Genomic DNA, 13310 nt, shown 5'->3' on the forward strand with positions numbered 1-13310 from the left:
CGCCATGTCAGACCAGCCACATACCCCGCTTCTTGATCGGGTCCATACGCCCGAGGACATGAAGGGCCTGTCAGACCGCGACTTGCGACAACTGGCCGATGAATTGCGCGCCGAAACAATATCGGCCGTATCGGTGACAGGTGGTCATCTGGGTGCCGGGTTGGGAGTGATCGAAATGACGGTCGCACTGCATGCTGTTTTCGATGCCCCAAAGGACAAGATCATCTGGGATGTATCGCACCAGTGCTATCCCCACAAAATACTGACGGGTCGCCGCGACCGGATCAGAACATTGCGCACCGAAGGGGGGCTCAGCGGTTTTACCAAACGGTCCGAAAGCCCCTATGATCCGTTCGGCGCCGCCCATTCCAGCACGTCGATCTCGGCCGGGCTTGGGTTTGCCGTGGCCCGCGACTTGGGCGGCGAAGGTGGCGACGCGATTGCTGTCATCGGCGACGGTGCCCTGTCTGCGGGCATGGCCTATGAGGCGATGAACAATGCGGGCCATCTTGGCAAACGGTTGATCGTGATCCTCAACGACAATGAAATGTCGATTGCGCCGCCCACAGGGGCGATGTCGTCATATCTCTCGCGCCTTTATGCCGAAGAACCGTTTCAGGAATTCAAGGCAGCGGCGAAGGGTGCGATGTCGCTGTTGCCCGAACCGTTCCGCGAAGGGGCCAAGCGCGCGAAGGATGTGCTCAAGCATATGACTGTCGGGGGCACCCTGTTCGAAGAACTTGGCTTTTCATATCTGGGCCCCATTGATGGCCACGACATGGAGCAGCTCTTGTCCGTCCTGCGCACCGTCAAGGCGCGCGCCGATGGGCCCATCCTGATTCATGCGATCACCAAAAAGGGTAAAGGCTATGCCCCCGCAGAGCGGGCCAGCGACAAGGGCCATGCGACCGCCAAGTTCGACATGGTAACCGGAGAGCAGAAAAAGTCCCCCAGCAATGCGCCGTCCTATACATCTGTCTTTGCCGAAAGCCTGCTGAAACATGCGGCCAAAGACCCGAAGATTTGCGCAATTACCGCAGCCATGCCAGACGGAACAGGCCTGTCGAAATTCATGGAGCGTTACGCCAGCCGCTGCTTTGATGTCGGTATCGCCGAACAGCACGCGGTCACTTTCTCGGCTGGGCTTGCCGCTGGCGGAATGCGCCCGTTCTGCGCGCTTTATTCGACCTTCCTGCAACGTGGCTATGATCAGGTCGTGCATGACGTGGCAATCCAGCGGTTGCCGGTGCGTTTTGCGATTGATCGCGCCGGACTGGTTGGCGCCGACGGGGCGACCCACGCCGGGGCCTTTGACGTGGGGTTTCTGGCCAACTTGCCCGGCTTTGTTGTCATGGCCGCCGCGGACGAGGCGGAGTTAGTGCGCATGGTGGCAACAGCTGCGGCGCATGACGAAGGTCCGATTGCTTTCCGCTTTCCGCGCGGCGAAGGGGTCGGCGTCGAAATTCCCGCTGACGCCGCGCCGTTGGAAATCGGCAAGGGCCGCATGATCAGGGAAGGGTCGCAAGTCGCGATCCTGTCGTTTGGCACCCGACTGCAAGAAGTGATGACCGCCTGCGAGACACTTGCTGCCAAGGGGATCAATCCTACCGTGGCCGATGCGCGCTTTGCCAAGCCGCTTGACCGTGACCTGATCCTGCAACTGGCTGCGGACCACGAGGCGCTGATCTGTGTCGAGGAAGGGGCCGTTGGTGGCTTCGGCTCCCATGTGGCGCAATTGCTGGCGGAAGAGGGCGTTTTTGATCACGGGTTGAAATATCGGTCGATGGTGCTGCCGGATATCTTTATTGACCAGGCGGGGCCAAAAGCGATGTACGATATCGCGGGCCTGAATGCCGAACATATCGAAGCCAAGTTGCTGGATGTGCTGGGCGTGGCCCGTCTTGGGTCAAAGACGGCTTAGGGTGTGATGCAACGATACTCTGACATTAGGGCAAAGGCTGGCATTGCCCAGAGGTACATTTTTCCATGACAGCAGTGCCAATCTATCGCTGGATCGTGTTCCTTCTTGCGGGGGGATACTGCCTGCGGACCCTGTTCTTTGGCGACTGGAACGACAACATTGGCGGGCCGTTCCGCTTTCTGACGATCTGGGCGCTGTTCATGTCATTCTTTGCGGCAAGCCGGATGATGGCACTGCAAGAAGGACGATCCCTGCGCCGCTGGGACGGTTTCGTGTCGATGACGGCTGTGATCAACACGATGGTGGTGTTCCTGTACTGGCGGCTGTTCCTTGCGGACCCTTCGTCTGTAACCCGTGACGGGATGCTGGCGGCCTGGTGGTTAGAACTTTATTTGCATGGGTTGGGCCCCTTATTGCAAATCATCGACGCGCTTTTCATCCATCGCAGTTTTCGCAGGATAATGCCTGCAATAGGCTGGGTCCTGGGTGTCATTCTGGTCTATGTAGCTTGGGCCGAACTGGTCGTGCAGCCTTCCAACACGGGCCCGGCGGGGACCGTTACCAGTGGATTGCCCTATCCATTCCTCAATGATCTCGAATTGGTGCCACGCATGATCTTCTATGGCACGAACATGGCGACCGGACTGGTCCTGCTCCTTGTTTTTGCAACGATTTCCTGGGCAATCAGGCGTCGTCTTCCTGTGCCAGCAGTGCCCTGAGCCCGCTTTTGTAGTCAGGGAACAAGAGGTCCACCCCGAGTTCGTCCTTGATCCGGTCATTGCGCACTTTCTTGCTTTCGGCATAGAAGCTGCGTGCCATTGGGGTCATATCAGCAGTTTCAAAATCCTCGGCCGCGGGCACAGGCAGTCCCAACAGGTTTGCGGCATATGCAATCACATCTTCGGGCGGTGCGGGGTCATTGTCACAGACGTTATAGACTGCGCCGGGATTGGGCCGCGCGATAGAGGCCGCCAGAACCCGGGCGATATCTGCGACATGTGTGCGGCTGAAAATCTGGTTCGGTTTGATGATACGGCGCGCGGTGCCCGCCCTGACCTTGGCAAATGGGCCGCGTCCGGGTCCGTAAATCCCGGCAAGGCGGAAGATATGCAACGGCAGACCGGGAATTGCGCCCCATGCGGCCTCGGCATCGACACGGGCCATGCCGCGTTTGGTGCTGGGGGTCAAAGGGGTTTGTTCATCGACCCATTGGCCTTGGTGGTCGCCGTAAACCCCTGTTGTGGACAGATACCCAACCCAGGCGAATTGACCTGCGCGCTTTGAAATTTCGTCGTGCAGCGCAGCAAGGACCGGATCACCGGCGGCATCCGGCGCTGCGGAAATGAGCAGATGCGTCGCGGCATCCAGCGCCGGGATCATATCAGCGCCCGGCCAAATGCGCGGTTCGATGCCAGCATTCATCAGGCGCGGCGCGCGGTCTTCGGATCGGGTGGTCCCGATGATGCGCCAGTCCTGTGGCAACAGGATGCGCGACAGGGCGCGCGCGCTGTAGCCATGCCCAAAAGAAAGAAGTGTATTTGTCATGGCTTTCTGGTGCCGCAGCTTGCCGCATAGTGCAAGGCCCAACAGTTTATTGATATGTCGGAGCCTCCGGCGGGGATATTTTTGGCCATAAGAAGCGATAAGGTTTTCTTAACCATCCTGCGTCAAGATTTCATGGCGGCACAGGCGGGGACGCCGATGGCCGTGCCAGGAGAAGCCCCCTTTCATCCCAAACGGTGGAAGGGGGTCAATTTCTTATGGCCAAAAATAACCCCGCCGGAGGCAAAAAATCAGTTTTGGCGATCGCGCTGACGGATGCCCTAATGTTTGTAGTTCGACCCCTCGTCATCAAGGATCGCTTTCAGCTCCGCCAGATAGCGCAGATCCATTTCTGGATAGCTTTCGATTTCCTGCGCGGTTTTTTCGGCAATATCATCGGGCAGGACACGCAGCGGCTGACCGGTTTGTAGCGCGCGGATATAGGTTTCACAGGCCCGTTCGAAATAATACAGACGGTTGAATGTCTCGGCGACGGTTTCACCGATGATCAGAACCCCATGGTTGCCCATGATCATGACCTTTTGCTTGGGATCGCCGAATAGAGCGGCACAGCGTTCGCCCTCACTTTCAAATGCCAACCCGCCGTACCCGTCGTCAATCACGTATCGGTTGAAAAAAGTGCAGCAGGTCTGGTCGATGGGGGGCAGGTTACTGTCTTTCAGTGACGCAAGGACTGTCGCAAAAACCGAATGCACATGCATCGCGCAGCGCGCATGCGGTACATGCCGGTGAATACCGCCGTGCAGCCCCCACGCCGTGGGGTCAGGCGCGTTCGGCCCCGACAGGGTTTCCGGGTCGTTGGCGTCAACCACGATCATGTCGCTGGCCTTAATCCGGCTGAAATGCATCTGGTTGGGGTTCATCAGAAAACGGGTGCCGTCGTCATTTATGGCAAGACTGAAATGGTTGGCGACCGCTTCGTGCATATTGAGCCGCGCCGTCCAGCGAAATGCTGCCGCAAGATCAACCCTTTCCTGCCAATTATCCATATTTGCACGCATGTATTTCCCCTTTCACGTCCTGTTTTCAAATCGCATCAGACAGGAAACAGCCCACAAAACCAAGCGGGAAAGGGAACAGGAATGCCTGCCACTACTGTGACGTCACCGCTGTCAGGATTGCGTCTTTGCGTCCGGCGGCATCTATTGAGCTGGCCGATTGGGCAAATGACGATCAAGTTTCCACTTTCAAAATTCTGCTATGTTTTGTGGCCTCGGCCTGTAGCTGGCGGAAGGTGAGCAGGCCGCGGGCTTCAAGTATGGGCAACATGGCAACGAAAACTTTGGCTGTTGCCATTGCGTCACCAAGCGCTGTGTGGCGCATATGGTCCGGGATATCGACATCCAGCCTTTCACATAGCGCATCGAGTGTGTGTACCGCAGACCCGCCAAAGACAATTGCTGACAGGTGAACCGTGTCCATTACCGGGTTGTGAAATGCGGCACCGTCACGGTTGAGGAAAGCCATGTCAAAGGGTGCATTATGCGCGATGAGAACCGCATCACCGACATAGGTCTGAAAGCTCTTGCGTACCGCCGCAAAGTCACTTGCGTGTGCAACCATCGTGTCGTCGATCCCATGAACCCGGGTTGACTGGGCCGGGATCGGCCTGCCGGGGTTGACCAGTACGTCGAACGTCTCTGCGGTTATGATCCGCCTGTTCACGATGCGGACCGCGCCAAGTTGGACAACAGCGTCACTTTGCGGATCAAGCCCTGTCGTTTCACTGTCGAACACCACAAATGTCAGGTCTCTTAGGGCTGCTTCACGGATGTCTGCCCTAGGTGTCTGGTTGAACAGGTCGAAATCATAAACCAACGGCCGTGCCGCGTCCGGGTCCAGCGGTTCAAGCATCACCATATAGCCGTTGTCATCGTCAAAGATGCGGATGTGACCGGAATAGATGGCCCCTGATTTACCCTTGATCGTGATCGGGCCGCGCCTGTGATCCTGGTCTTTCATCCTGACAAGCGTTGCGTGCAGGGTCCCTTTGTCAAGATAATCGCAGACTGATCCGTTCAATCTCGCGGGTGCCTCGTTTTCCATCAAATCAGCAGCCTGCCCGTCATAAAGCACAATCTGGTCATCCTGCGTCGCGACAATGACCGCGACTGGAATGTCAGACAGGATACGCAGGAGTTGCGCCCGCTGGCGTTCCAGCCTTTCAGTTTTCAGAGCGACGGTTTCGGCTGTGGCCTGCGCCGCTTTGCGCAATTTATTGCTGGTCGCACAGGCGGCGGGGGCAAGGTCGCCAAGGTATCGAGCGGCTTTTTCGTCAAATTCGGTCTCAACCCCGGACTCCGCACGCACCCGGAGTTGCGCGGCCAGACTCTCAATCGGTTTGCTGACGTTTTCATCGAAAAGCCGCCAGACAAAAGTAGCAAGGGCCAGAATGCCAAAGGCAGCAACGATCCCCACGGTCACAAAAGATGAAAGGGCGTCGGGACTGCCCAGTTGGCGATAGCCCAGCAAAAGGGCCGCCAGCACGACGGCGATACTTCCAAGGCCAATCAGGCCGAAAAACAGGAAGATGCGCAATCGCAGGCTGAGGTGTGACATGTCAATTCTCCGCGCATGCCGTCCTGAGCAGGGGGTCGGTTGCATCCAGAGCGAACCACTGCGCGTTCAAGACCGCGCCGCCATCGCCGAATGCGACCCCGTCAACCACGTCGGCGCGCAGGTTTCCGGCACAGTCAAACAGCATCGGCACTTTGGCCGTGCGGGTCCAGCGCCCGTAGAACACCAGATCGACAAGCCGCAGTCCGGGTTGGTCAGGATGGGTGCGCGTGCTGATCCGGTCAACAGCGACAAACCGCGAAACGAAAGGGCGCGCATGGGTCCATGGGCGGTAAAGCGCGGTCTCTTCAATTGTTTGAGCCACTGCCAGGCCTGCGGGCATGGTGGCGACCGTACGCCCGTACCAGCTGTATTCGCTTGAAATTGTTGCCGCCAGCATCGCCGCCCCTGCCGCTGCGGGGATGAGCCATTTGGGCAGTCGTCCTTTCAGCGTACGGTTCAGCGCCCACACAAGCAGTGCAGCCACTGCACCGGCGACAATCGTGCCGATCAGTTCGAAAAACATGAGCCCTCCTCCCTATTTCGCTATCCTAGCCCAGAACGCCGCGTCCTTGCATCAGTGCAGATTGCATCGTTTTGATGACGACAAACGCATCACGCAAGTGGCTCCGTTCAAAGGCGGACAAATCTGACGGCCGCAGATAATTATCAGGCGCCTTGCCCGATTTGATCTGGCGCGCCTGATGGTCCAGCCGCGTTTGGGCCACCAGATCATAGGCATCCAGCAAATCCCGCCCACCGCTTTCGCTGATGACCCCTGCCGCGATAGCCGCTTGAAGCCGCGCGCGGGTGTTGACCGGATCAAGTTTGCCCTGCAATGCGTACATCCGCCCCAAATCCACCACCGGCACGACCCCGCTGAGCTTCATATCAACCGTGTTGCGATGTTCGCCACTACGGATTGTCGCCAGCCCCTTGAGCAGACCCAGCGGGGTGACATGTGTGAGCGCGTTCGTGGCCATATGCGCGGTAAAGATCGAATTGGCCTGCGCCGCCGCCAGCGTTTCGGCTTGCAACCCGTCAAACAGGCTGGAATCGCCGCCGATGGGCCGCAAGTCGAACATGACAGAGGCCAGCATCTGCGCCTCTTTGCCGGGGCTTTTGATCCAATGCTGGAAATAGTCCCGCCAGATTGACAGCGGCTGCCGCCAGCGCGGGTTGGTCGCCATCATATCGCCGGGGCAATAGACGTAGCCGCAGGCATCCAGCCCGTCAGAGACGAACTGCGCAAAGCGTTCGAAATAGGCAAGGTCGCGTTCGCTCAGGTTTTCATCAAGGATCATGCCGTTATCCTGATCGGACACACCTGTTTGTTCCTGCCGCCCCTGCGACCCACAGGCAAGCCAGACATAGCGTGCAGGCGGCGTGCCAAATTTATCCTCGGCCATCGCCAGCAGGCGGCGGGTGACTACATCGGCGATATCCGTGATCATCCGTGTCACCACGTCATGTCTATTGCCCGCCGCGACAAGCTGCACCAACAGGTTGGGAATGCGTTTGGTGACAGCGGCCAGCGCGTCGATGGTTTCGGCCCGCGCCGCATCTGCGACAAAACCTGCGGTGTTTGACGCCTGAAATCGGGTCAGATCCGTTTGCGTGACAATACCGACCAGCTTGCCTGCGGCCACAATGGGCAGGTGCCCAAGCCGGTATTCCATCATCATATGCAACACGTCAGACCCAATGGAAGCGGGCGACAAGACCCTTGGGTGCTGTGTCATGACCGCACTGACAGGGGTGTCATTGGCAAGGCCTTGCGCCAGCGCCTTGCCTGACAGGTCGCGAATGGTGACGATACCGATCAGTTCGTCATTTTCGACCACGCAGAGGCAGGAAATACGGGCGTCGCGCATTTTCCGGGCGGCGTCCTGAATGTTCATCGTGGGGGCGCAGGTGACAGGGCCTGCCACCATCAGCGTTTCAACCTGCACGCGGGTCAGATCAAAGCCGGCAAGCGCGTCCGCACTGCCGCTTGCACGGGTCCGGTCAAAAAACTTGCGGTAGCTTTCATGGTCTGCGCGCAGCTTGTGAAACAGCTGTGGCGGAACACAGATCAGGCGACTGTCCTGTCGCGCTTCGGCAGAGGTGACAGCGCGCCCATCCTTCAGCAGTCCGCGTTCACCAAATGAATTTTCGCGCTGCAGCAGGGAAATCAGGTGGTTGTTTTCATCATGCACGGCGATCTCGCCGCTTTCTATGATGTACAGCCCGTCAAGGGGTGCACCCAATTTGTATACTGGCGCACCTGCGGGATAGGTGCGAACGACCGCATTCTGGCGCAACGCATCAAACGCCCCCTCAGGCAGGTCGTCGTATGGATGCAAATGCCGCAGAAAGGAAAATGCGGTGTCAGTCATGGTGCAGTCCCCGCAAATCATATTGGCGTAAGGTAAGGGCCAGCAACAAAATGGCTGCTGGCCCCGATTTCATATCAGTGATCGACAGCACCGCCTGCACCGGCAGGAATACGGACGCTTTCAACCAGATCCTTGATCTCTTGCGGAGTGTCCGCAGTCCGCATCGAGACAACGTAAGCAACCGCAAAGTTGATCACAGCACCCACCGCACCAATTGCGGTGGACTGGATTCCGAACAAGGACCCGTCAACCGTATCAGGAAACGAATTGGTACCCGCGACAAAGAACCAGCCCTTGTGCAAGAAGATGTAGAGCAAGGTAAAGATCAGGCCCGACAGCATCCCTGCCACAGCGCCGATGTTATTCACACGCTTGGAAAAGATCCCCATCATCAATGCCGGGAAGATCGACGCCGCCGCCAGACCAAAGGCCAGCGCCACAGTCTGCGCCGCAAATCCCGGTGGGTTCAGACCCAGGAACGTGGCCACTGCGATGGCAATGGCCATGGCGATCCGGGCTGACATCAACTCGGCCTTTTCGGACATGTTGGGTGTCAGCTGGCCTTTGAGCAAATCGTGGCTGACAGCAGAGGAAATCGCCAGAAGCAAACCCGCCGCCGTAGAAAGTGCCGCTGCAAGGCCACCTGCTGCGACCAGACCGATCACCCAGCCCGGCAGATTGGCAATCTCCGGATTGGCAAGCACCAGAATATCACGGTTGAAGTTGGTCAACTCATTACCTTCCCAACCATTTGCCGCAGCCTTTTCAGCCATCGCATCGGACCCGTCGTTATAATACTGGATCAGGCCGTCGCCGTTCTTGTCTTCCCAATCCAACAGGCCGGTTTTTTGCCAAGTCTGCATCCAGTCATATTCAGGGGCCGTTTCAATGGTCTGCACAGCAACTGCATCGCCATCCGTGCCATTTGGCCACATCAGGTTTGTAATGTTCAGGCGGGCCATCGCACCAACCGCTGGCGCAGTGAGGTAAAGCAGCGCAATGAACACCAACGCCCAACCGGCCGACCAGCGCGCGTCAGACACCTTTGGCACCGTGAAAAAGCGCATGATGACGTGCGGCAAGCCAGCAGTACCAATCATCAAAGACAGGGTGAACAGAACCATATTCAGGTTGTCCTTGTGCGCCTCTGTGTAGCTGGCAAAGCCAAGGTCAGTCACGATCTGGTCAAGCTTGGTCAGCAGATACACGCTGCCTTCGCCACCTGTGACAGATGTTTCGCTGAACAAACCAAGTGCAGGAATTGGGGTCCCTGTCAGCTGCAGCGAAATGAACACGGCAGGAATGGTATAGGCCATGATCAACACGACATATTGGGCGACTTGCGTGTAGGTCACGCCCTTCATGCCGCCAAAAACCGCATAGGCAAAAACGACACAGGCCCCGATCAGCAGACCCGCCGTGTTCGAAATTTCAAGGAACCGGCCAAAAGCCACGCCCACCCCTGTCATCTGACCAATCACATACGTCGTGGACGCAACAATAAGACAGATCACAGCGACGAGGCGTGCAGTTGGGGAGTAGAAACGGTCGCCGATAAACTCGGACACGGTGAATTTGCCGAACTTGCGCAGGTAAGGCGCCAGCAGCAATGCCAGCAGCACATATCCACCCGTCCAGCCCATCAAATAGGTCGAGTTGTCATAACCTGTAAAGGCGATCAGACCCGCCATAGAGATGAAGGACGCCGCAGACATCCAGTCTGCCGCAGTGGCCATGCCGTTGGTGACAGGGTGCACACCCCGGCCAGCCGCATAGAATTCAGAGGTCGTGCCCGCCCGGGCCCAGACCGCGATGCCGATGTAAAGCGCAAAGGATGCGCCCACAAACAGCAGGTTGAGTGTAAACTGGTCCATCTTTTATTCCTCCTCGACGCCGTATTCACGGTCGAGCTTGTTCATCCGCCATGCGTAGAAAAAGATCAGCGCGAGGAAGACGATTATCGACCCTTGTTGTGCAAACCAGAACCCTAGGTCCGTGCCGCCCACCTCGATACCAGCCAGCATTGGCCGCAGCAAAATACCGAACCCGAACGACACCAGTGCCCAAATGATCAGGCTGATAACGATGATCCTGACATTTGCGGCCCAGTAACCTGCGCCGTCTTCGGCAACCTTGCCATGTGTTAGTCGTTCCGCCATTTGGCGTTCCTCCTTGTTTTATTGGCTATTTCAGATGCGGACGGGGTCCGTCCGCAGGTATTTTTCAGGCCACGACAGTCCTGGCCAGCGCGCCAATCGCGCCTTGGATCGCGGCGATCTCTTGCATTGCGTCCACGCGACGCAACACACCCTTGTCGGTGTAATATGCGATCAGTGGGGCGGTCTGTTCGTGATATGCATCAAGGCGCGACATCACTGTTTTGGGGTTGTCGTCTGCACGGCGGTTCATCGCCTGTGCGCCACAGCAATCGCAGGTGTCGGCAACCTTGGGCGCCTTGAATGTATCGTGATACCCTTCTCCACAGGCCCTGCATGTGAACCGCCCGGCAATGCGCACGACCATCTTGACGTCGTCCACTTCGAGCAGGATCGCCGCATTGATCCGCTGTCCGGCTTCGGCCAGCATCTCATCCAGCGCTTCGGCCTGCGCCGTCGTGCGGGGGAAACCGTCAAGGATCACGCCCTTGGCGCAATCGCCCGCCGCGAGCCTGTCGCGCAGGATTGCCAGCACGATATCGTCACTAACCAACCCGCCCGCTTCCATCACGGCCTTGGCGGCCTGGCCTGCGTCCGACCCTGCTGCAACGGCCGCACGCAACAGATCACCGGTGGAAAGTTGCACAAGGCCAAACTCTTTTTCCAGCATACGCGCCTGTGTCCCCTTGCCCGCACCCGGCGGGCCCAGCAGGATCAGAACAGGTGGGGTTTGTGGTGTTCGCGCGCCGTCCATCATGCAGTCTCCCGGTTCATGCGGTTTTCAATCAGGTCATCAACCACCGACGGATCAGCCAGAGTTGATGTGTCGCCCAGCGATCCGAAGTCATCCTCGGCAATCTTGCGCAAGATCCGGCGCATGATCTTGCCCGAACGGGTTTTCGGCAGGCCGGGTGCCCATTGGATAAGGTCCGGTTTTGCAATTGGTCCGATTTCCGTGCGGACCCACGTCTCAAGCTCCTTGCGCAATTCAGGCGACGGGGTCTCTCCATTCATCAAGGTCACATAGGCATAAATGCCCTGGCCCTTGATATCGTGCGGGTATCCGACGACGGCAGCCTCGGCGACTTTGGCATGGGCAACCAGCGCGCTTTCGACTTCTGCTGTGCCCATTCGGTGGCCTGATACATTGATGACATCATCGACACGGCCTGTGATCCAATAATCGCCATCGGCGTCACGACGGCAGCCGTCACCGGTGAAGTAATAGCCCTCGTAGTCGCTGAAATAGGTCTTTTCGAACCTGTCATGGTCGCCCCAGACAGTACGCATTTGGCCGGGCCAACTGCTGGCCAGTACCAGCACGCCTTCGGCTTCGGTGGTGGTGATTTCTTCCCCGGTTTGGGGGTCAAGAACCTTGGGCACGATCCCGAAGAACGGCTGCTGGGCAGAGCCGGGCTTCAACTCGGTCGCACCCGGTAGGGGGGTCAGCAAATGACCGCCGGTTTCGGTCTGCCACCATGTATCGACAATGGGGCATTTGCCCTTGCCGACGACATCATTGTACCAGTGCCATGCCTCCGGGTTGATCGGCTCTCCGACGGTGCCAAGAACGCGCAGGTCGGACAGATCGTACCTTTCCACAGGGTCATTGCCCGCCGCCATCAAAGCGCGGATCGCAGTTGGCGCCGTATAGAACTGGTTAACCCTATACTTTTCACACACAGCCCAGAACCGGCCCGCATCAGGGTAGGTTGGAACACCTTCGAACATGATAGTCGTGGCACCATTGGCCAGCGGCCCATAGACGATATAACTATGGCCGGTGACCCAGCCCACATCTGCCGTACACCAGAAAACATCGCCCTCGTGGTAATCAAAAACCATTTCATGTGTCATGGCCGCATAGGTCAGATAACCGCCGGATGTATGCACAACACCTTTGGGTTGGCCGGTCGAGCCTGAGGTGTAAAGAATGAACAACGGGTCTTCGGCGTTCATTTCGGCGGGGGCGCAATGGTCATCCGCCTCAAGCGCCATTTCATTGTAATCATAGTCACGGTCGGTCCATGTAGTCTGGCCCCCCGTGCGTTTGACCACAAGGCATTTCACCTTGTCGCTACAATGCAAAAGCGCGGCATCGGTATTAGACTTCAGCGCGGTCTTGCGGCCACCGCGCGGGGCCTCGTCTGCGGTGATCACAACCTTGGCGTCACAACCATTGATCCGCGCACCCAACGCATCCGGCGAAAAGCCCGCAAAGACAATGGAATGGATTGCCCCGATCCGCGCGCAGGCCAGCATCGCATATGCGGCTTCCGGGATCATGGGCAAATAGATGACAACGCGGTCGCCCTTGCGCACGCCCAATTCTTCAAGAATATTGGCCATCTTGCAGACGCTGCGATGCAAATCCTTGTAGGTGATGTGCAATGCGGCGTCGTTCGGGTCGTCCGGCTCCCAGATAATGGCCGTCTGATCACCACGTGTTGCCAGATGGCGGTCGATACAATTGGCAGAGACATTCAGGACCCCATCTTCGAACCATTTGATCGAAACCTGTCCAAGCTTGAAATCGACATTCTGAACAGTGGTGAATGGTTTGATCCAATCAAGCCGCTTGCCTTGCGCGGCCCAGAACGCATCCGGGTCAGATATCGACGCCTCGTACTGCGCCTTGTACTGCTGCGCGTTAACATGAGGCACTCGCGCATCGGGGGCCGTTCGTATCATCGTTTCGGTGGCCATTTCATAATCCTCCTTGCGATATTGCAGGAG

Annotated in this window: 11 protein-coding genes; 2 read left to right on the forward strand and 9 right to left on the reverse strand. The window is 57.9% G+C overall.

Annotation, left to right across the window (positions count from 1 at the left end; genetic code table 11):
• The first annotated feature begins 4 nt into the window (after nucleotides 1–4).
• Together dxs and C8N45_RS05210 are read left to right on the forward strand one after the other, a co-directional pair.
• Nucleotides 5–1921, forward strand: a complete 1917-nt coding sequence (gene dxs / locus C8N45_RS05205) for a 1-deoxy-D-xylulose-5-phosphate synthase (RefSeq protein ID WP_108385203.1) — start codon at nucleotides 5–7, stop codon at nucleotides 1919–1921.
• Nucleotides 1922–1986: 65 nt separating this feature from the next.
• The gene (locus C8N45_RS05210) at nucleotides 1987–2640 is read left to right on the forward strand and encodes an androgen-induced gene 1 family protein (protein WP_108385204.1); all 654 of its coding nucleotides are present in this window, start codon (nucleotides 1987–1989) and stop codon (nucleotides 2638–2640) included.
• Here C8N45_RS05210 and C8N45_RS05215 read toward each other — a convergent pair.
• The 9 genes from C8N45_RS05215 to acs all read right to left on the reverse strand — a co-directional run bounded on the left by C8N45_RS05215 (nucleotide 2606) and on the right by acs (nucleotide 13280).
• Nucleotides 2606–3466, reverse strand: a complete 861-nt coding sequence (locus C8N45_RS05215; RefSeq protein WP_108385205.1) for an SDR family oxidoreductase — start codon at nucleotides 3464–3466, stop codon at nucleotides 2606–2608. The two genes, C8N45_RS05210 and C8N45_RS05215, sit on opposite strands and share 35 nt — an antisense overlap.
• Nucleotides 3467–3744: 278 nt before the next feature.
• Nucleotides 3745–4485: a class II aldolase and adducin N-terminal domain-containing protein gene (locus tag C8N45_RS05225; protein ID WP_108385207.1), complete on the reverse strand. Its 741-nt coding sequence runs from the start codon at nucleotides 4483–4485 to the stop codon at nucleotides 3745–3747.
• A 172-nt stretch (nucleotides 4486–4657) separates the two neighbouring features.
• Nucleotides 4658–6043 carry a 3'-5' exonuclease gene (locus C8N45_RS05230; protein ID WP_108385208.1) on the reverse strand — a complete coding sequence of 462 codons (1386 nt, stop codon included), beginning with the start codon at nucleotides 6041–6043 and terminating at the stop codon, nucleotides 4658–4660.
• 1 nt (nucleotide 6044) lies between these two features.
• Nucleotides 6045–6566, reverse strand: a complete 522-nt coding sequence (locus tag C8N45_RS05235; RefSeq protein ID WP_108385209.1) for a hypothetical protein — start codon at nucleotides 6564–6566, stop codon at nucleotides 6045–6047.
• Nucleotides 6567–6591: 25 nt separating this feature from the next.
• On the reverse strand, nucleotides 6592–8418 hold the full coding sequence (locus C8N45_RS05240) for a DUF294 nucleotidyltransferase-like domain-containing protein (protein WP_108385725.1): 1827 nt from the start codon (nucleotides 8416–8418) through the stop codon (nucleotides 6592–6594).
• Nucleotides 8419–8492: 74 nt separating this feature from the next.
• Nucleotides 8493–10292 carry a sodium:solute symporter family protein gene (locus C8N45_RS05245; RefSeq protein WP_108385210.1) on the reverse strand — a complete coding sequence of 600 codons (1800 nt, stop codon included), beginning with the start codon at nucleotides 10290–10292 and terminating at the stop codon, nucleotides 8493–8495.
• A gap of 3 nt (nucleotides 10293–10295) precedes the next feature.
• Nucleotides 10296–10577: a DUF4212 domain-containing protein gene (locus tag C8N45_RS05250; protein WP_108385211.1), complete on the reverse strand. Its 282-nt coding sequence runs from the start codon at nucleotides 10575–10577 to the stop codon at nucleotides 10296–10298.
• Between the two features lie 64 nt (nucleotides 10578–10641).
• Entirely contained in the window at nucleotides 10642–11328 is a 687-nt protein-coding gene (locus C8N45_RS05255) for an adenylate kinase (RefSeq protein WP_108385726.1), read from the reverse strand.
• A complete protein-coding gene (gene acs, locus C8N45_RS05260; protein ID WP_108385727.1) occupies nucleotides 11328–13280 on the reverse strand; it encodes an acetate--CoA ligase in 1953 nt (650 codons plus the stop codon). Before acs ends, C8N45_RS05255 begins: the two co-directional genes overlap by 1 nt.
• Nucleotides 13281–13310: the final 30 nt, after the last annotated feature.

Source organism: Yoonia sediminilitoris (genome assembly GCF_003058085.1).
Classification (GTDB): Bacteria; Pseudomonadota; Alphaproteobacteria; order Rhodobacterales; family Rhodobacteraceae; genus Yoonia; species Yoonia sediminilitoris.

Bases quoted from the DNA above. Each gene is read 5' to 3' on its own strand.
- dxs (WP_108385203.1), top strand. From the start codon at position 5: ATGTCAGACCAGCCACATACCCCGCTTCTTGATCGGGTCCATACGCCC.
- C8N45_RS05210 (WP_108385204.1), top strand. From the start codon at position 1,987: ATGACAGCAGTGCCAATCTATCGCTGGATCGTGTTCCTTCTTGCGGGG.
- C8N45_RS05215 (WP_108385205.1), bottom strand. From the start codon at position 3,466: ATGACAAATACACTTCTTTCTTTTGGGCATGGCTACAGCGCGCGCGCC.
- C8N45_RS05225 (WP_108385207.1), bottom strand. From the start codon at position 4,485: ATGCGTGCAAATATGGATAATTGGCAGGAAAGGGTTGATCTTGCGGCA.
- C8N45_RS05230 (WP_108385208.1), bottom strand. From the start codon at position 6,043: ATGTCACACCTCAGCCTGCGATTGCGCATCTTCCTGTTTTTCGGCCTG.
- C8N45_RS05235 (WP_108385209.1), bottom strand. From the start codon at position 6,566: ATGTTTTTCGAACTGATCGGCACGATTGTCGCCGGTGCAGTGGCTGCA.
- C8N45_RS05240 (WP_108385725.1), bottom strand. From the start codon at position 8,418: ATGACTGACACCGCATTTTCCTTTCTGCGGCATTTGCATCCATACGAC.
- C8N45_RS05245 (WP_108385210.1), bottom strand. From the start codon at position 10,292: ATGGACCAGTTTACACTCAACCTGCTGTTTGTGGGCGCATCCTTTGCG.
- C8N45_RS05250 (WP_108385211.1), bottom strand. From the start codon at position 10,577: ATGGCGGAACGACTAACACATGGCAAGGTTGCCGAAGACGGCGCAGGT.
- C8N45_RS05255 (WP_108385726.1), bottom strand. From the start codon at position 11,328: ATGGACGGCGCGCGAACACCACAAACCCCACCTGTTCTGATCCTGCTG.
- acs (WP_108385727.1), bottom strand. From the start codon at position 13,280: ATGGCCACCGAAACGATGATACGAACGGCCCCCGATGCGCGAGTGCCT.